The following is an 18,204-nucleotide window of genomic DNA, read 5'->3' as shown; positions in this document are numbered from 1 at the left end:
AGGCAATGATGCACTTTCATGTGCGTAGGTTACTTGTAGGTAACTATAGAAAATTCACAATAAAAAAATCACGTATATTTCATTACTAATGTAAAATAAAGAGTACATCTGAATGGGAGAGTGCATGAGTATGAAAAGAAAAATAGTGTTAGAAGGTTCCCCTCCTAACACTATTTTTCTTCATGATTCGGAATACGCACAATAAATTCTGTACCATTCCCTTCCACGCTTTCGGCCTTTATTTCTCCTTGATGAAGATCGAGTACTTTTTTTACAATGGCTAAACCTAAGCCACTTCCTCCATGCGTACGGTTTCGTGAAGAATCCGCTTTATAAAAACGCTCAAAAATATGTTGTTTCTGTTCTTCTGATATCCCAATTCCCGAATCACGAATACGCACTTCCACTACTGTCTCATGTTCTTTTAACTGAATTGTAATCGTACCACCGCTTGGAGTAAATTTAATACTATTATGAATTAAATTAATCCACACTTGACTCATACTTTCTTGGTCCGCAGTAATGTGCACTTTTTCTAAATCAAGGTCTAACTCAATTTCTTTTTCAGCCCAGAGTGGTTCACTATTTAATACAACTTGCTTTAACTGTTGATCTAATCGATAAGTCACTCTTTCTGGTATATACTCTTCTGATTCTAAAAGTGTTAGCTTTAATAAATTTTGACTCAATTTAGATAATCTCGTTGTTTCAGTTTCAATAATGGTAAGATAATGCTTTCTTTTTTCCTCAGAAAGATTATTATCTTGTAGCGCTCTAGCAAATCCTTTTATAGAAGTTAATGGTGACTGTATTTCATGAGAAACATTCGATACAAATTCCTGGCGCAGTTTCTCCATCGCATTCAGTTCATCTGTCATATCATTTATACTTTTTACGAGTACTCCAATTTCTCCATCATACTTTTCTTCGTTTCGTATTTTTACGGAGAAATCTCCTTTTGCAATTTTTTGTATAGGTTCAATGATCGTCCAAATCATCGCTTCTCGCTTCGGCCTCATTAATATTCCAATCAATACCCAAATAAGAACAATAAATACAAAGCCGACCATATCACTAATTAGAAACGTAACAAAAGGCGATACGTTTATTTCCAAAGCTTTCATTACACTAGACGATACAAAAAAGGCTATAGACCAAATTATAGTAAGAAAAGTAAAGAGCGCTATTATCGCCCCCATTATTTTTAACATCTTCATCTTACTCATTCGTTTTCTTCGTCTCATTTACTTACCTCTAAGCGATACCCTAAACCCCTTATCGTCTTTATACTAAACTTCGATTGCTCTTCTTGAAACTTTTCACGCAACCGATTAATATGAACGTCTAGCGTACGTTCATTCCCTTCAAAATCATATCCCCATACGTCTTCAATTAATTGCTCTCTTGAACAAGTTCTTCCTGCCTTTGACCCTAATGTAAAGAGAAACTCAAATTCTTTTAGCGGCAACGTGACCGTTTGTTCTTCGGCGATAACTTCAAATGTTTTACGATTTAACAGTACATTCCCAACTTGAATAGATTGCGATACTATAATTTGATAACGTTTCAATAACGCCTTCACTCTTACAACTAATTCTAAAGGGTCAAATGGTTTTACAAGATAATCATCTGTTCCGAGATGAAACCCTTTTATCTTTTGAGATGTTTCACCTTTAGCAGTCAGCATAAGAATCGGGATATCATAGTATTTTCTTAATTCATAACATAAATCAAATCCATCCATATTTGGCATCATAATATCAAGAATCGCCATATCGACTTTCACTTCTTCTATTTTTCGAAGAGCATCTAGTCCATCAACGGCCTCATATGTTTGAAAACCTTCTCGTTCCAAAAATACAGAAACAAGTTCTCTAATGTGCGGATCATCATCTACAATTAATATTTTAGGTATCAAGGAATCATATCCTTTCTGCTTAACGTACTTATTACAACTCTCAAAAATCAACAATCAGTGAAGTGCTCCCTCACTGATTGTTTTCATTCTATAATGCTCCTTCTTTAATTTTCAATTGTTGCATTGCAAATTCACGGTACATGTCATGTGTCCGTAATAACTCATCATGTGAGCCACTTCCTGTAAGATTCCCTTTTTCAATAAAGATAATTTTATCTGCATCTACAACAGTAGAAAGTCTATGCGCAATAACTAAAGTTGTTCTACCTTTCATTAAGTTATTTAACGCCTTCTGAACAACCGATTCCGATTTACTATCAAGACTTGAAGTTGCTTCATCTAACATAAGGATTTGCGGATTTCGTAGTAACGCTCGAGCAATCGCAATTCGTTGTCTTTGCCCTCCAGAAAGCTTCACACCACGTTCTCCAACTTCTGTTGCATATCCGCTTGGTAAATCATGAATAAACGCATCAACATAAGCCATTGCTGCTACCCTTTCAATTGCTTCGTCAGTCACTTCACCCTCAACACCGTAACAAATATTATCACGAATCGTTCCATCAATTAACGGGCTATCTTGTGAAACGTAACCAATTTGACGTCGCCATGACTGTAATGAATATGCTGTAATTGGTTCTTTCCCTAATTTTATGAAACCACTAGTTGGCTCATAAAAACGTTCTAACAGCGAGAATAAAGTTGTTTTTCCGCTACCACTTGGTCCTACAATCGCTGTTACTTTTCCAGATTCAATCGTGAAGTCGATATTTTTTAACACTTTCTCTTCTTCGTTATACTCAAAATGTACATTTTCAATAATGATCGACTGCTTCGCATTTGTAACATTCATACCTGTCTCATGATCTTCTACTTCATATTCTAAAATCGTATTAATTCTTTCGGTTGCACCAATTGCTTTTTGGAACTGAGTAAAAAACATAGATAACTGACTCATTGGCATAATAATTTGAACCAAATACAAAATAAATGCTACAAGTTCACCTGTTGTTAATGCACCGCTAGAAACTCGCATTCCACCATACCCTACGATAATAACAAGTAATGCCATTAAAACAAACGACATAACTGGTGAAATTAATGCTTGCACTTTTCCTTCTTTCAAACCAAATTGCAATAATTTTTGGATACCTGTATTCCCTGTTTCATATTCTCTTTTTTCCGTATTTGAAGATTTCACTAAACGAGTTTCTGATAACACTTGTGTTAACACACTTGTAAACGAAGCTGTTTCATCTTGAAGTGCTTTTGAAATCTTATACATTTTCCGTCCAAGTGGAACTAAAATTAGTACCGATAATGGAATAACCGTTAAAAGTAAAATTGTCATTTTCCAGTCTAAAACAAATAATACAATTAATGACCCAATAATTGAGATACCGCCTGTTAATAAGTTTGACAAATGCTCAGAAATTAATGTTTTAACAACACCTGTATCATTTGTCATACGACTAATTGTATCTCCCGTTCTGTTTTGATCATAATAAGACACTGGTAAAATAAGTACCTTTTTCCACAATCGTTCCCTAAGTCCAGCCACAATTTTTTGTCCAATATAATTCAGTAAATAAATAGACAATCCCGCAGCAATTGTTTGAATAATAAAGAATGCAATTAATCCAACAATTTGTCCCGTACTAATTGAGGAAAGTGAAAAATTATCAACTAAACCTTTTGTTAGCATTGGAATAAACAAACTCGCTCCAGTAGAAAGTAAGCTCATTATTAATGCAAAAATAAGAATGCCTTTCGGTGGATTTGTATCTTGAATAAGGAGTAAAAACTGCCTCCAATTCCCTTTTTTCTTTTCTGTATTCCTAATTTCCATTGTCGTTCATCTCCTCGTTATAAACAAAACTATTCTCTCTAAAACTAGAATACGCTATAAATGTAAACTGAATGTAAACACACTTTTTCTATTTTTACAAAATATACATATAAACTCATCTTTACAACAAGTGTAAACATCTGATATTATTACCTGGTACTTAATATTATTCTATGTGAATGCTAGACTACGCATAGAATAATAATAACTGATTTTATCAATTAGCTAATTTAAAATACTATATAAATCTCCAGCATTGAAAGGAGTATCCTTTTTGCAAACAAATAAACATTCCGAAAAGGAAACAATCATTTTTATTCATGGATTAGTTGGAAATCGCCGCGCCTTCAAAAAAGAGCATAAACGATTTTCTGCCTCCTACAACATTATAACTTATGACTTATTAGGTCACGGCGACGATAAAGGAGAAGCTATCGACTTTTCAATACAGCGCCTCGTAGATCAATTATTGAACTTGTATGAAAAAGAGGGAATTAAAAAGGCTCATATTTGTGCTCTAAGCTATGGCTGTTATATCTCTACGACATTTGCACAAATGCATCCAGAAAAAGTATTGAGCATTTGTCATATTGGTGGACATTATAATAACCCTTCCCGTTTATATAATGTTTTTCAAAAATTTTGGGAAAAACGTGGTGATGAATATTCATCTTGGCTTTCTCAGTATGCTAGTACTATTTTTCCAAGTGGAATACTAAGGGCAAATCCGTTCGCTGTTATTTCACGAAATATTTATTACCGTTTCGGGTTACAATTACACTCGTCCATTATTGCTGAGTCATTACGACACCGCTTAGAATTCGACTTGAAATCTAAATTAAAAGCACTTCCCCATCCTATATTATGGGTGATGGGAGAACATGATCATCTCTATAAATCGTGTCTCTTTGATTTGAAGTCCATTCTTCCGAACGTTTTATATAAAGAAATTCCATTAGCAGGTCATGCAGCAAACTTATTCCGTCCAAACTATTTTCATGATTTATATGCTAAGTTTTTGCATGGGAAATTGACATAAATACTACTATACTTCTAGTTTATATAACTACGAAAAAGGCTTCCCAAGTTTCCCTGGAAAGCCTTTTCTCTATACAAAAAGTATATAAAATACTTTTTCTTAGTATGCTTTTGTGTAACCTAATAGATGCTTACTCCAGTAAGAGTTGCTTACAGAGCTAATGCGTACACCAGTTGCATCATTTTCTGCACTGATGAACTGTCCATTTCCTAAGTAAACGCCCATGTGAGAAGGACCTGATTTATAAGTATTTTGGAAGTATACTAAATCACCTGGTTGTGGATTGCTAGTTTTTGTTTTAGAGCTCCAGTATCCAGCAACTGTTTGACGAGCGCCTGAATGACCAGTTTGATTTAATACGTAGTGAATGAATCCACTGCAGTCAAAACCAGCAGGTGTTGTACCAGCAGTTCTGTATGGTGAACCATTTAAAGATCTAGCGAATCCAGCGATTGAAGATGTATCTCCACCTGTTGGCGCTGTTGGTTTTTGTACTTGGTTCGTACCTTGGTTCGTACCTTGGTTACCACCAGTAACTACATTGTTCACTCCGCCTTTTACAAACTTCACAAAGTCTGCACTTACGTAACCAGTGCGGCCGTTATGGTTAATTTTATACCAACCATTTTCAGCACCAGTAACGTTTAATACTGTACCGTTTGTTACCCCACCAATTACAGGGTTATATGTAGCTGGACCTGTACGTACTTTTAAAGCACCTGTATTAACAACATATGAACCACCAGTTTGAACTGTAGTAGTGTTGTTGTTGTTGTTTGTAGTTGGTTGCTGTGTTTCGTTAGATACAGCTGAACCACCTTTTGTTACGAAGTCTTTGCTTACGTATCCAGTTCCACCATTGAAGTTAATTTTAAACCAATCTTGAACTTCACCTACAACTTGAACTGTTTTTCCTTTATTTACAGAACCTAAAACAGTATGAGATGCACTTGGGCCTGTACGTACGTTTAGTGAAGAAACGTTTACTGTGTAAGTACCTGTTCCTTGTTGAACAGTAGTTCCTTTATTGCCACCATTTGTTACGAAGTCCCCACTTACATAACCTGTTTGACCATTTACACTAACTTTGAACCAACCGTTTTCTTGTCCAGTTACTTGAAGTACTTGGCCTTCTTTCACTTTAGAAATAACGTTATGTCCTGTACCAGCACCTGAACGTACATTTAATACATCAGCTGTTACTGTGTATTTTAATTCAGAAGTTGTTTCTACCTTTTTTGTTTCAGTTACAGTCGTTTGAGTTTGTGTTTGTCCATTAATTTCTTTTAGCGCATCATTTGAAACTTGTGCATGAGCAGAATCCATTCCTGGAACTGCTACACCTACTACAGATGCTGCTGCTAAACCTGCGATTACTTTTTTCATAAGTTGTCTTTACTTCCTTTCCCTACTATCCTCTTGAGAAAAACTATAAACTTAGTACTTTACAATATTATCAAAGTAAAATATTCATCTAGTTCCATTTTTTAGCAAGAGTTTTATTTTTCACACGTCGTTTATTTTAAACGATTGAAGTGACTTCCGTGTGAACTTCATGTGAACTTTACCATTAAACTGTGTGTTTTTGCAACGATTTTTTCAAATTTCTTATGTATTACATCAAAATTTAAAATTCCATAAATTATTTCAATATAGATTTTACACTTTTTATCTAATATAGAAATTCCATTAATCTAATACATAAACACAATATGTTTTTCTAGAAATTTCTTTTTCATGAGGTACACTCTTATCATGACAAAAAACACTTTATTTATCAATAGTATAATATTTTAAGAAAATGAATTCTCTATACTATGTATGATTTTAAACAACGTGATGATTTGTAAGATTTCACGCCCCCCACTCGATAGCACTCCCATCCCAAAAACACAATTGACTATTTTGTTTCTCTACTAAATATGGAATTATTAGGGTTTTATTGATAGAATATGTATAATCACATAAAAAGAGGAGTTGCATTTGTGGAAAAAATAATAGACGATCACATAAATAATAATATCGAACTTTACTCTGCTCTTACTCACTTATTATCGTTTACAACATTTAAAAAGGTAACAATCATTGAAACAAAGAAAAACGAACTAAAAGAGCAAATGAAAACAATTCAGCATAAAAACCCATACCATGTATAAAAAGGTGAACAGATTATATCTCTGTTCACCTTCTATTTTTTATTTTATTTGTAAATTTTCACACGAGTTTCTAATGGCTGATATTCTTTATCTCCTGCAGAAACTATTGGTTTACCAAATGGCATTTGCGCCGTTAACTTCCAGTTTCCAGGTACATCCCATTCTTTCCTTACTTCTTCATCAATCAACGGATTATAATGCTGTAGTGTAGCACCAAAACCTTCAATCTCTAATGCTGTCCAAATCGCAAATTGCAACATTCCAGAAGATTGCTGAGACCATGTAGGAAAATTATCTTTATATAGTGCAAAGTTCTCTTGCAAACTTTCTACTACTTTACTATCTTCGAAATACAAAACTGTTCCATAGCCACTTTTAAATGCATTCATTTTCTCTTCAGTAGGTGCAAAATTATTTTCAGGTACAATTTTTCGTAACGTTTCTTTCGTAACATTCCATAATTTGTCGTGTTGTTCACCTAGTAATACAACAACTCTTGCACTTTGAGAATTAAAAGCCGAAGGTGTATGTTTCACAGCATGATAAATCACTTCTTGAATTCTTTCATCAGAAACTACTTGCTCTTTACTAATCGCGTAAATAGATCTTCTGTCTTCAATTGCTGAGTAAAAATCTTTTGCCATTACAATTCCCTCCAATTTTTCATTTGAGGCAGTATCATATGTACGAAGCATATAATGCCCCTTGAACTTATTATTAATAAGTTCTTAACTTAATAATATCAACAAACAAAAACAAACTCAAATGATATCACTTGAGTTTTCACTCCCCATACTCCCAAAATTTAAAAAACAGCTTATTATCACCAAAATCAAGGTTCAAATAAACTGTCTGTCTTTTTTATAGCAATTAACTTACTTCTTCACCTAATTAACCAATTGAAAAGCATAGGACATCAGCTTCTGTGTTTCTGTAAAACGTTTTGTTTTACTTTTTGTCCCCATAACAACTGTAATAATACGATTATCGCCTTGTTTTGCAGTACCTGTAAAACAATACCCTGCGCTATCTGTAAATCCTGTTTTTAATCCGTCTATTCCTTCTATATATAAAGCTTTATTATTTTTGTTTAACATCTCATTTGTGCTTGTAACATTAACATTATTAAATGCTAACTGACTTTGACGTAAGTGAGTCACTTCTAATATCTCTGGATAGTCTTTTATAAGATGATACGCTAATTTCGCTACGTCAGCTGCTGTCATTTTTGTTTCACTTCCGTCGGGCTCCTGTAATCCGGAAGCATTCGCGAATTTAGCTTTATCTGACATTTCTAACTGCTGGGCTTTTTCATTCATAAGTTGAACAAAGTTTTTTTCTGTCTTAGCTACATGTTCCGCTAAAGCGACAGCCGAATTATTAGCCGATTCAATCATTAACGCATGATATAAGTCCTTAACAGTCAATGTATCATTTACTTGCATTGGGATTTTTGCACCCTCTGTTTGTGCCGATTTTGCACTTATTTTCACTGGATCTTCCCAGTGGACTTTCCCATTATGTATACTCTCTAAAACGAGATATGCTGTCATCATTTTTGACATACTAGCAGGGGCAACAGCTTCATTTTCATTATTTTGATAAATAACTTCTCCATTACTCGCATCGATAATAATAGCTGCTTTTGCATCAATTTCTGGTGGTATATATTTTGGTGGAACTACTTTTTCAGATAGCCCTGTTTTAGGTAGCTCTGCCACTTGTAAAGGCTGAGTATCTACATTTGTTTCACTCTTTTGAACTCCTTGGAAAAAGAACCAACATATACCTAGAATTACTACTAATAGGATTGTTAATTTCCCCCATTTTAACCACTTCATTCTAAAACTCCTTTAGCAAACCTTTTATACACTCATGTTTAACCATAACAACAATTACTTTATATCGTCAAGGTAAAAAGCATATTTATTCATCTACAGCAATTATAATTTCAACCTCTTTCTCTTTTTCATATGTGTTACACTAAAAATAACGAAATATAAGAATATTCAATAACACCTAGACGCAAAAACGCTATATAATAGAAAGGATTTATACAAATGATACTTCCAAAAGCATTAAAATATGGCGATACAATTGGCATCTACTCTCCCTCTTCACCAGTAACCCATACTTCTCCAAAGAGATTTGAGCGAGCAAAATTATACTTACAAAAGAAAGGATTTCATATATTAGAAGGTTCACTAACAGGTCAATATGATTATTATCGTTCAGGGAGCATTAAAGATCGCGCTGAGGAACTAAATGAATTGATTAGAAACCCTAACGTTTCTTGTATCATGTCGACAATTGGGGGAATGAATTCAAATTCATTATTACCTTATATTGATTATGCTTCTTTTCAAAAAAACTCTAAAATAATGATTGGCTATTCAGACGCAACAGCATTATTACTAGGAATTTATGCAAAAACAGGAATTCCTACATTTTATGGTCCAGCACTCGTTCCTTCTTTTGGTGAATTTGAGCCTTTCGTAGATTGCACATACAAATATTTTGCGGATACTTTATTAACTGATCAACACCTTCCTTACAACATAAACCAGCCGTTATTTTGGTCAGATGAATTTATTAATTGGGAAGAAAAAACGAAAGAAAAAGATCTTCGACCGAACAATTGGATTTCAGTAATTGGTGGAAAAGCTACTGGACGTATTATTGGTGGGAATTTAAACACTTTACAAGGTATTTGGGGCAGCCCCTATATGCCACATATTCAAGAAGGTGACATTCTCTTTATTGAAGATAGCTCAAAAGATGCAGCTACTATCGAAAGAAGTTTTTCATTACTTAAAATTAACGGCGTTTTTGATAAAGTTTCAGGTATCATCCTTGGAAAACATGAGCAATTTGATGATTGTGGTACAAATAGAAAACCTTACGAAATATTATTAGAAGCATTACAAAATCAAAAACTTCCTTTTCTAGCCGATTTTGACTGTTGTCATACTCATCCAATGATTACTTTGCCAATAGGTATTCAAGTAGAGATGAATGCAACAAATAAAACGATACAAATTATAGAACAGTGGAAAATCTAACTCTACTAACTCTATTATTTTCAGCTCTAAAGCTACATATTGCCTTCTATTGTTTTACATTAGAAGACATGATACTATATATTTTGGAATGTGAAGAAATAAACAAAAATCATTTCAATATGCCTTATATATTATAAGAAGCTATTGATTATATACATCGAGTTTACATACGTGTATATAAAGTAAAAGAGAGTGAATATATGAAACCAACTATTAAAAACTATGTATTTTTACATGTGGCCTTCTTGATATATTCTATCATTATGGTCTACATGAAATGGGCAGCTCAATTCCCTATTGCATCAATTTCATTTTTTATTGCTTACTTCGGACTTGTTGTACTTTTATTCGGATACGCAATTCTATGGCAACAAGTCATTAAGAATTTTGAAATTTCTAGAGCATATTCACACCGTGGAATTATAATACTATGGTCAATGCTTTGGTCAGTATTCCTATTTGGAGATACGATACAGTGGAATCACATACTTGGCGCGGCTATTATTATCGTCGGAATTGTGGTGGTGACAAAAGATGAATAGTTATATGTTATTATTGATTTTCGGGATAATTTTAGCCAATTACTCACAAATATTATTAAAAAAGGCTACTTTACAACAATACGATTCTAGAATAAAAGAATATGTGAATCCTTATGTTATCATCGGCTACTTTTTATTTGTAATTAATGCCGGATTAAATGTGATCGCCTTAAAGGGCTTGGCATTAAAGCAAGCATCTGCATTAGAATCATTAAGTTATATTATTATATTAATTTTCAGTTGGTACTTCCTAGGTGAAAAAATAACGAAACGAAAAATCATTGGCAACATTATTATTGTCATTGGTGTAATCATCTATTGTATACAATAATAAAAAGATCCGTTTATGATAAACGGATCTTTTTATTATTGCCCTAAATTTTGAACCTTATCTTTCAAATCCTGAACTTGTTCTATCGTCTGCATAAGCTCAGAGTTTTTAAACTGCTCTACATTCATTTTCCCTTCCTCTATCTTTTGCATAGAGGTATCAATTAATGTATTTAACTTTTCATTATACCCGACGATTTGCTGGTGAAGATCCTTCGCTACATCCGGTGGTGTTAATTCATTAAAAGCTGGTATATCTTGTTTAATTTCAGTAAGTTTCGTTTCTAGTTCTTTTCGAGCTTCTCCATCATTAACAGCCTTTTCAGCTAATGCTGGCGCTTCATTTGCAAATGCACTTATTTCATTTACATAGTCTGTCGCTTTTTGAGCGTAATCTATGGAGTTCTTCCCTTCCTCTACTAGCGAACATCCCATCAAACCAATTGAAACTACAATTGAAAGTAACATTGTTTTTGTAAACTTCATTTTTACCTCCTAAATAATTGTCATACTTTTATTCATTTATAAACACTTTGTTTTCTGCTTATACACCTTATCACATCATATCTTATTTTTTAATCTTCCTTTTATACATTCTAGAAAAATCATTATTATCCTGTTCAACATGCACCTCGAAACTATCTTCATTTAAATATAAAAACAGACATACTTATTTTAAGTACGTCTGTTTTTAAGGTCAGTATGACTCCCACTAATTAAAATTTCTCTTTATCCTCTCACATGCCCTATTACTGTTACAATATCTATGTCTATATGTACACTAATAATATCTTCTATAATGTCCGTATATCCTTGGCCTAAAGGTGTTCCGTAATGTAATAAAATCTCTTTTTTTTCATAAACTGACTTCGGTACTGTAAAAATAAATTTCCTCATATTCCGCTCATCAGCAGGCTCCAGAATTAAAACAATGCCATCCTCTTCAAACATATAATCACGCCTTCCAACAATCCATTCACTATGGCTCAAGTATTGCCTTGAAAGGATAGGTTTTAAACACCCTTTCTAACAATATATAACCAATTCATGATCAACTAGCTTATACGACCTATATGATTTCACCACAAATACAAAAACACAAACCTTGAACTATCAAGAATTTGTGTTTTTTTGCATTTCATTCTTATATACCTTTATCAAGCTCGTATAACCTACGATATTTCTCATTTTCTTTCAGTAGCTGTTCATGGCTACCTTGCATAGCGATTTGACCACTATCAAGGAAAATAACTTCATCTACATGTTCAATTCCTACAAGATGATGTGTAATCCAAATAACAGTCTTTTCTTCTGTTGCAGAAAACATTGTTTCTATTAAGGCCAATTCCGTTTTAGGATCTAAACCAATAGTCGGTTCATCAAGGACAATGATCGATGCTTCTTGCATAAGAGTTCTTGCAAATGCTACCCTTTGCCTTTCTCCGCCAGAAAACCTCTTTCCCATTTCATGCATTTTTGTTTGTAATCCATCAGGAAGAGAAGCAATGTGTGGTGCTAGCTGTGCTTTCTCTAAAGCTTTCCATATCTCTTCATCATTAGCCTCTGGTTTACCGATCCGCACATTATTTCCAATTGTCGTATCGAATAAATGTGGTTTTTGGTTTAATACAGAAATATATTTTGACAAAAGATTCGTATGAGCTTGTTCACCATTCAATATAATTTGGCCACTCACCGGACGTAGCGCCCCAGTTAACAGTTTTAGTAAAGTAGATTTCCCTGTTCCACTTCTACCTAAAATAGCAATTTTCTTTCCTGCCTTTATTTGCAATGATACGTCTTTTAATACAGATTCATTACTATTTGGGTAATTATACGACACATTACTCAGTTCAATATCTACATGTTTTGGTACAACGTATTCTTTATCTCCAGGTAACTCCTTATCATCCAAAGCGCTATCACTTTCTACGCCATTAAGCCGGTGAACAGATTCTACATAAGATGGAATTCGATCAATAGCATCTGATATAGGGATAAGCGCATTTGTCACTGATAACGTCATTAATACGAAGGCTGCGATAACTGTAGGTGCAATTTGCTCACTTGCTGATTGATTTCCAGTCCACATAATCATTGAAATAACTACAATGCCGACTATTAAATGAATGATACTGTCTCGAATGTGGTACCAGCGTTTCACTCTCTTTTCTGTCTTTAACAACTGGACATTTTGCTCTACATACGCATTAATAAATTCATCTTTTCTACCACTTGCCTGCCAATCAGATAACCCAAATACAGCATCTGTTAATTGTTGATACAAACGATTTCTTCCTCGCTTCAGAGCAACATGATGTCGTTTCATCAAAAGTAGTGATACGAATGGAAGAAGAAAAACAATAACAGCTAACATACAAGCTGCGATAAGTGCAAATACTAAGTCAAATGCACCGATAACAAGTACGAAAATGCCATATACAACTAACGCTAGTATACTAGGGAATATTGTACGTAAATATAGATTCTGTAAATGTTCTATATCATCAGACAATACACCTAATACATCACCAGTTTGAAATCGAGAGCGTAAAAATAACGCCTGTGGTTCTACAATTCTATATAGTTTTGTCCTCATTTTTTCTAAAATTCGTAGAACGACGTCATGCCCTACTAAACGTTCTAAATAATGAAAGACAGCTTGCCCTATACTAAACGCACGCGTTGCAACTATAGGAACATATACAGCCATTACATTTTCTGGTCTGAGAGCAGATTTAGAAATTAAATAACCGGAAATGAAAAGTAACATCGCACCTGAACTAACTCCAAGAAGCCCAAGGAAAATAGTCAACGTCATTCTACCTTTATTTTGTTGTATATGAGGTTTAATCCAGTTACTCATCGCTCTCCCCTCTCTTCCCTATGAAAATGTAATGTCTCATTCTTTAAAAGTTCTTCATATGTTCCACTTTCTTTAATTTCCCCTTTATTTAAAATAAGAATATGATCCATTTGCTTCATCCAATGCAGACGATGCGTTGCAAGAAATACTAACTTACCTTCAAACAGACGTAACATCGATTGCTTTATTTCAAATTCAGTTTCAATATCAAGATGTGCTGTAGGTTCATCTAATAAAATAATTGGCTTTTTACTTAAAAGTGCACGTGCCATAGCGACACGTTGTTCTTGTCCGCCACTAAGCATACGTCCACCTTCTCCAATTCTTTCGTGCATCCCATGTGGTAATGATGCAACGAGCGAACGAAGACCTACTTCATTAATAACTCTCTCAACTTCTTCATCAGTTGTATTCGTTTCATAGAAACAAATATTATCTTTTAATGAAAGTGGAAAAATATAAGGTTGCTGCGGAATATAAGCAATATGTTTTTGCCAATCTTCTCGAGTAGATTCACCAATTTCCACACCATTTACTAGCATCTTCCCACCGGAAGGAGGTAGAAATCCTGCTAACACATCGATTAACGTTGATTTCCCTGCCCCACTTTCACCAATAATGCCTATAGCACCGTTACCTTGCCAAGTAAAATCAATTCCCTCTAATATAGCCTTTTCAGATTCATCATTATTTACTTTTACATCTTGTAATTTCAAACTACTAGAAGAATTCCATACTATATCTACATTTGAATCTTTCTTTTTTATTTCTTTTTGTTTCTGTAAAATTTCTTCTATTTGCTCTATTGCAAGTTGTCCATCTAATGTAGCATGATAATTCGCTCCAACTTGCTTAATCGGCAGAAAATATTCCGGCGCTAAAATTAAAATCGTAAGAGCTGGTAACAGTATAATTGTCCCATCTATTAACCGTATCCCTAATCCAACTGCTACAAATGCAATTGATAAACTCGTAAAGAAATCTAATGCAAAAGAAGAAAGAAAAGCAACTCGCAAAGTACGCATCGTTGCTTTTCTATATCGTTTACTTACTTTTTCAATCTTTCCTTCGTGCTGTTTACTTTTCCCTAAATACTTTAATGTTTCTAATCCTTTTAACGTATCTACAAAATGATTAGAAAGTACACGATATGTCTCATATTGGCTATCCGCCATTTTCTGCGCTGCTAATCCTAGAAGGATCATAAATATGATCACAATCGGAATCGTTACAACTAAAATGATTCCAGACTTAATGTCCAGTGTAAAAACATATAGAACAATTAGTCCTGGTACGATACTACTTCTAATCATTTTAGGAATTGTTAATTCAATATAAGTTTTGAATTTCTCAATACCTTCTATCGATAAAGTAACCAGATGACCAGTCCCATTCGTTTGGACAAATCTAGGTCCTAATGTAAAATATGCTTCTATTAACTGTTTACCTAATGCAAATCCTGTTTTTTCAGCGAAACGCTCAACCAATATTTGCGATGTTCGCACCAACATTTGGCGTGCTGCAAACGTGATCCCAAAATAAACAGTTTCATTTAGCACAGCCTGCACTGTTTCTCCATGAAATAAAAATGTGATTGCTCGTGCTAAAAACACTGTCTGCGCAATGATACTACACGCCTCTAAAATGCTAATAAGACTTAAAGTCACATATAAAACTCGGCTACCAGGATACGACGGAAGTCCTCTTTTTCTTTTCATTAGTACTCCAAATCTTTGTCTGACTTAACAGGTTGTCTAAATACATAGAAACTCCATATTTGACTACCGATAACAAACGGTAAAATAGCAAGAGAAAAATAGCTCATCAGTTTTAATGCATAAGGTCCTGATGCCGCATTATAAATTGTCAAATCATTTACCGCTCCTAATGAGCTAATCATGACACGCGGGAACATACCGATGAACACACTTGCACTTAGCAAAATGATTGTTAAACTCGTCATAAAGAAAGCCCAACCATCTCTTCTTCTTTTATTTAATAAAGTAGAAACAAATAGCGCTACAAAAGCTCCAATTGGAACCATTAGCCACTCTGAACCATGTGCGGTGAAAATATCTGTTTTCCATAACCCTACAGCTGCAAAAACAAGAAGTGTTATTAATGCAAAAGGTGCAATCTTTGTCGCGGCAATACGTGCGCGTTCTCGTAATTTTCCTGTTGTACGTATAGTAAGGAATTGCAAACCATGAACAATACATAGAAGAAGAAACATAACTCCCCCAAGTAACGCAAATGGGTGAAGTAATTTCATAAATCCGCCTACCATATTTTTACTTTCATCAATTGGTACACCTGTCATAAAGTTTGCGATTGCAACTCCCCAAAGTATAGGAGGTAGCATGCTTCCAATAAACATGCCCCAATCCCAGAAACTTTTCCACTTATGGTTTTCTATTTTCGCACGGAATTTAAAGGAAACGCCTCTTATAATTAAAGCAAGAAGCATAAACACAAACGGAATATAGAACCCACTAAATAAAGTTGCATACCAGTGCGGAAATGCCGCAAACATAGCACCACCAGCACAAACAAGCCATACTTCATTTGCGTGCCAAAACGGTCCAATTGTATTTAAATATATACGCTTTTCCAAATCGTTTTTCCCTAAAAACCTTGAAACGATTCCTACACCAAAATCGAAACCTTCAAGTACAAAGAAGCCAACGAATAAGGTTGAGATAATTAGAAACCACAATTCATTAAGAGATAACATACTCTTCCTCCTTATCAAATGGATCATGGCTCTGATAATCCTTTTTCGCTTTCTTATTCGCATGTCCTTTAATGATACGAACGAATAAGTAAACAGTAATGCCTCCAATAATTACATATAGTGATGTGAATGAAACAAGAGAGAATAATACTTCTCCAAATGAAACGTTTGGAGATACTGCATCTTCTGTTTTCATAACACCGAAGACAACCCAAGGCTGACGTCCCATTTCGGTCATAATCCATCCTACTGTATTACCGATAAACGGTAGTGCAATTGCATATACCATTATTTTTAAATACCAAGGATTTTCAGTTAAGCGATCTTTTCTTGATAAGAACCAGCCGTACGCTCCAAGAAGCAACATGAACGTTCCACTCATTACCATCGCTCTAAAACTCCAAAACATTGTGTGTACTGGAGGAATATAATCCCCAGGTCCATATTTTTCTTCATATTGTTTTTGAATTTGATTCATACCTTCTACTTGACCACTAAATTTATCGTATGACAATAGACTTAGCATATAAGGGATTTGAATTTCAAACGAATTTTCTTTCTTCTCTGTATCAATTTTCGCAAATACTGTAAATGGCGCTGGGTCCTCACTCGTATTCCATAATGCTTCAGCTGCAGCCATTTTCATCGGATGTGTCTTAATTAAATTTTGCGCTTGTGCATGACCGAAAAATAATACCAATGCTGTCGAAATTGTTCCAACAACGATAGAAACTCGGAAAGACTTTTTAAACACTTCCGTCTCTTGTTGTTTTGCAATTTTCCATGCACTAACACCAGCAATAAAGAATGCACCTGTTGCAAGTGCCGCTGTAATTGTATGTGGGAACTGCACCCATAATTGTGGATTTTGAATAATCGCCAAGAAATCATTCATTTGCGCACGCCCATCTGCTGCCATTTCATATCCTACTGGAGCTTGCATAAATGCATTTGCAGTTAAAATCCAAAATGCTGATAACATTGTTCCAATTGAAAGGAGCCAAATACATAAAAGGTGAATTCGCTTCGGAAGTTTATCCTCACCGAATACCCATAAACCTAGGAATGTAGACTCAATGAAAAATGCTAATAAACCTTCAATTGCAAGTGATGGTCCGAAAACATCACCAACAAAACGTGAATACGTTGACCAGTTCATACCAAACTGAAATTCTTGTAAAATACCTGTTACAACTCCTACTGCGAAGTTAACAAGGAATATTTGTGTCCAAAACTTTGTCATCTTCTTATAAACTTCTTGTCCCTTTACCACATATAACGTTTGCATTAACGCGATGATAAAAGCCAAGCCAATAGACAGCGGAACGAAAAAGTAATGAAAAATCGTTGTAGATGCAAATTGTATTCGTGCCAATTCGAGTGTATCCATGCTAAACTCACTTCCTTCATAATTTTTATATCGTAATATCGATTGAATTGTATGAATTCACTTCATAATGAATAATTCAATCATTTGGAAATACAAAAGATAAATTCGTTTATGTACTTTTTGAAAATATAAATTGTCAGTTTTTTCGATAATTACAAAAGAACTTTCTTCATACGATTTACCTTTTCACTATTTCAGTAGTGTTTTATTCGCTAATCGAATTGTATAATATACTTACATAATAAATTCAGGTGATTTTTGACGTATTATTGACAGGATTTTGTCTGAAATATGTCTTTTGTAATTTTTTCGAATTAG

At 34.3% G+C, this 18,204-nt stretch carries 17 protein-coding genes; 5 read left to right on the top strand and 12 right to left on the bottom strand.

Annotation, left to right across the window (positions count from 1 at the left end; genetic code table 11):
• Window positions 1–170: 170 nt before the first annotated feature.
• The 3 genes from hitS to BWGOE10_RS09210 form a co-directional block, all read right to left on the bottom strand.
• Window positions 171–1,244 carry an envelope stress sensor histidine kinase HitS gene (hitS, locus tag BWGOE10_RS09220; RefSeq protein WP_070141874.1) on the bottom strand — a complete coding sequence of 358 codons (1,074 nt, stop codon included), beginning with the start codon at window positions 1,242–1,244 and terminating at the stop codon, window positions 171–173.
• Window positions 1,241–1,918, bottom strand: a complete 678-nt coding sequence (gene hitR, locus BWGOE10_RS09215) for an envelope stress response regulator transcription factor HitR (RefSeq protein ID WP_070141959.1) — start codon at window positions 1,916–1,918, stop codon at window positions 1,241–1,243. The genes hitS and hitR overlap by 4 nt, the downstream gene beginning before the upstream one ends.
• An 88-nt stretch (window positions 1,919–2,006) precedes the next feature.
• Complete coding sequence (locus BWGOE10_RS09210) at window positions 2,007–3,767, bottom strand: ABC transporter ATP-binding protein (RefSeq protein WP_070141872.1); 1,761 nt, start codon at window positions 3,765–3,767, stop codon at window positions 2,007–2,009.
• A gap of 274 nt (window positions 3,768–4,041) precedes the next feature.
• On the opposite strand from BWGOE10_RS09210, the gene BWGOE10_RS09205 reads away from it, so the two are divergent.
• Complete coding sequence (locus BWGOE10_RS09205; protein ID WP_002086164.1) at window positions 4,042–4,806, top strand: alpha/beta fold hydrolase; 765 nt, start codon at window positions 4,042–4,044, stop codon at window positions 4,804–4,806.
• Between the two features lie 99 nt (window positions 4,807–4,905).
• Here BWGOE10_RS09205 and entFM read toward each other — a convergent pair whose 3' ends face one another.
• The gene (gene entFM, locus BWGOE10_RS09200) at window positions 4,906–6,192 is read right to left on the bottom strand and encodes an enterotoxin EntFM (protein ID WP_070141870.1); all 1,287 of its coding nucleotides are present in this window, start codon (window positions 6,190–6,192) and stop codon (window positions 4,906–4,908) included.
• Window positions 6,193–6,791: 599 nt separating this feature from the next.
• Between entFM and BWGOE10_RS32815 the strand changes: the two genes are divergently transcribed.
• Complete coding sequence (locus BWGOE10_RS32815; protein ID WP_098777605.1) at window positions 6,792–6,962, top strand: hypothetical protein; 171 nt, start codon at window positions 6,792–6,794, stop codon at window positions 6,960–6,962.
• Between the two features lie 44 nt (window positions 6,963–7,006).
• Here BWGOE10_RS32815 and BWGOE10_RS09190 read toward each other — a convergent pair whose 3' ends face one another.
• Together BWGOE10_RS09190 and BWGOE10_RS09185 are read right to left on the bottom strand one after the other, a co-directional pair.
• Window positions 7,007–7,606, bottom strand: coding sequence for a nitroreductase family protein (locus BWGOE10_RS09190; RefSeq protein ID WP_070141958.1), 600 nt, complete (start codon window positions 7,604–7,606; stop codon window positions 7,007–7,009).
• Between the two features lie 243 nt (window positions 7,607–7,849).
• Complete coding sequence (locus tag BWGOE10_RS09185; RefSeq protein ID WP_070141866.1) at window positions 7,850–8,803, bottom strand: D-alanyl-D-alanine carboxypeptidase family protein; 954 nt, start codon at window positions 8,801–8,803, stop codon at window positions 7,850–7,852.
• A 219-nt stretch (window positions 8,804–9,022) separates the two neighbouring features.
• Here BWGOE10_RS09185 and BWGOE10_RS09180 point away from each other — a divergent pair, with 219 nt between their 5' ends.
• The 3 genes from BWGOE10_RS09180 (at window position 9,023) to BWGOE10_RS09170 (ending at window position 10,897) form a co-directional block, all read left to right on the top strand.
• Window positions 9,023–10,024, top strand: a complete 1,002-nt coding sequence (locus BWGOE10_RS09180) for a S66 peptidase family protein (RefSeq protein ID WP_070141864.1) — start codon at window positions 9,023–9,025, stop codon at window positions 10,022–10,024.
• Window positions 10,025–10,224: 200 nt separating this feature from the next.
• On the top strand, window positions 10,225–10,566 hold the full coding sequence (locus BWGOE10_RS09175) for an EamA family transporter (RefSeq protein ID WP_070141862.1): 342 nt from the start codon (window positions 10,225–10,227) through the stop codon (window positions 10,564–10,566).
• On the top strand, window positions 10,559–10,897 hold the full coding sequence (locus BWGOE10_RS09170) for an EamA family transporter (protein ID WP_002165951.1): 339 nt from the start codon (window positions 10,559–10,561) through the stop codon (window positions 10,895–10,897). The genes BWGOE10_RS09175 and BWGOE10_RS09170 overlap by 8 nt, the downstream gene beginning before the upstream one ends.
• 35 nt (window positions 10,898–10,932) lie before the next feature.
• On the opposite strand, the gene BWGOE10_RS09165 is transcribed toward BWGOE10_RS09170, so the two are convergent.
• From BWGOE10_RS09165 to cydA, 6 genes are all read right to left on the bottom strand, one after another.
• Entirely contained in the window at window positions 10,933–11,382 is a 450-nt protein-coding gene (locus tag BWGOE10_RS09165) for a DUF6376 family protein (RefSeq protein WP_070141860.1), read from the bottom strand.
• A gap of 243 nt (window positions 11,383–11,625) precedes the next feature.
• The gene (locus tag BWGOE10_RS09160; protein WP_033718184.1) at window positions 11,626–11,847 is read right to left on the bottom strand and encodes a hypothetical protein; all 222 of its coding nucleotides are present in this window, start codon (window positions 11,845–11,847) and stop codon (window positions 11,626–11,628) included.
• Window positions 11,848–12,040: 193 nt separating this feature from the next.
• Window positions 12,041–13,762, bottom strand: a complete 1,722-nt coding sequence (gene cydC, locus BWGOE10_RS09155) for a thiol reductant ABC exporter subunit CydC (RefSeq protein WP_070141858.1) — start codon at window positions 13,760–13,762, stop codon at window positions 12,041–12,043.
• Window positions 13,759–15,480: a thiol reductant ABC exporter subunit CydD gene (gene cydD / locus BWGOE10_RS09150; RefSeq protein WP_070141856.1), complete on the bottom strand. Its 1,722-nt coding sequence runs from the start codon at window positions 15,478–15,480 to the stop codon at window positions 13,759–13,761. Before cydD ends, cydC begins: the two co-directional genes overlap by 4 nt.
• The gene (gene cydB / locus BWGOE10_RS09145) at window positions 15,480–16,496 is read right to left on the bottom strand and encodes a cytochrome d ubiquinol oxidase subunit II (protein ID WP_002126907.1); all 1,017 of its coding nucleotides are present in this window, start codon (window positions 16,494–16,496) and stop codon (window positions 15,480–15,482) included. The genes cydD and cydB overlap by 1 nt, the downstream gene beginning before the upstream one ends.
• Window positions 16,483–17,886, bottom strand: coding sequence for a cytochrome ubiquinol oxidase subunit I (gene cydA, locus BWGOE10_RS09140; RefSeq protein ID WP_070141854.1), 1,404 nt, complete (start codon window positions 17,884–17,886; stop codon window positions 16,483–16,485). The genes cydB and cydA overlap by 14 nt, the downstream gene beginning before the upstream one ends.
• Window positions 17,887–18,204: the final 318 nt, after the last annotated feature.

This window comes from Bacillus mycoides, assembly GCF_001757995.1.
GTDB classification, from domain to species: domain Bacteria; phylum Bacillota; class Bacilli; order Bacillales; family Bacillaceae_G; genus Bacillus_A; species Bacillus_A mycoides_B.
The sequence above is the reverse complement of the archived record's forward strand: the minus strand, read 5'-3'. Positions and strand labels throughout refer to the sequence as shown.

What these genes read in the sequence shown, in the direction of transcription:
- hitS (WP_070141874.1), bottom strand. Translation starts at nt 1,244, where the DNA reads ATGAGACGAAGAAAACGAATGAGTAAGATGAAGATGTTAAAAATAATG.
- BWGOE10_RS09210 (WP_070141872.1), bottom strand. Translation starts at nt 3,767, where the DNA reads ATGGAAATTAGGAATACAGAAAAGAAAAAAGGGAATTGGAGGCAGTTT.
- entFM (WP_070141870.1), bottom strand. Translation starts at nt 6,192, where the DNA reads ATGAAAAAAGTAATCGCAGGTTTAGCAGCAGCATCTGTAGTAGGTGTA.
- BWGOE10_RS09190 (WP_070141958.1), bottom strand. Translation starts at nt 7,606, where the DNA reads ATGGCAAAAGATTTTTACTCAGCAATTGAAGACAGAAGATCTATTTAC.
- BWGOE10_RS09185 (WP_070141866.1), bottom strand. Translation starts at nt 8,803, where the DNA reads ATGAAGTGGTTAAAATGGGGGAAATTAACAATCCTATTAGTAGTAATT.
- BWGOE10_RS09180 (WP_070141864.1), top strand. Translation starts at nt 9,023, where the DNA reads ATGATACTTCCAAAAGCATTAAAATATGGCGATACAATTGGCATCTAC.
- BWGOE10_RS09175 (WP_070141862.1), top strand. Translation starts at nt 10,225, where the DNA reads ATGAAACCAACTATTAAAAACTATGTATTTTTACATGTGGCCTTCTTG.
- BWGOE10_RS09170 (WP_002165951.1), top strand. Translation starts at nt 10,559, where the DNA reads ATGAATAGTTATATGTTATTATTGATTTTCGGGATAATTTTAGCCAAT.
- BWGOE10_RS09165 (WP_070141860.1), bottom strand. Translation starts at nt 11,382, where the DNA reads ATGAAGTTTACAAAAACAATGTTACTTTCAATTGTAGTTTCAATTGGT.
- BWGOE10_RS09160 (WP_033718184.1), bottom strand. Translation starts at nt 11,847, where the DNA reads ATGTTTGAAGAGGATGGCATTGTTTTAATTCTGGAGCCTGCTGATGAG.
- cydC (WP_070141858.1), bottom strand. Translation starts at nt 13,762, where the DNA reads ATGAGTAACTGGATTAAACCTCATATACAACAAAATAAAGGTAGAATG.
- cydD (WP_070141856.1), bottom strand. Translation starts at nt 15,480, where the DNA reads ATGAAAAGAAAAAGAGGACTTCCGTCGTATCCTGGTAGCCGAGTTTTA.
- cydB (WP_002126907.1), bottom strand. Translation starts at nt 16,496, where the DNA reads ATGTTATCTCTTAATGAATTGTGGTTTCTAATTATCTCAACCTTATTC.
- cydA (WP_070141854.1), bottom strand. Translation starts at nt 17,886, where the DNA reads ATGGATACACTCGAATTGGCACGAATACAATTTGCATCTACAACGATT.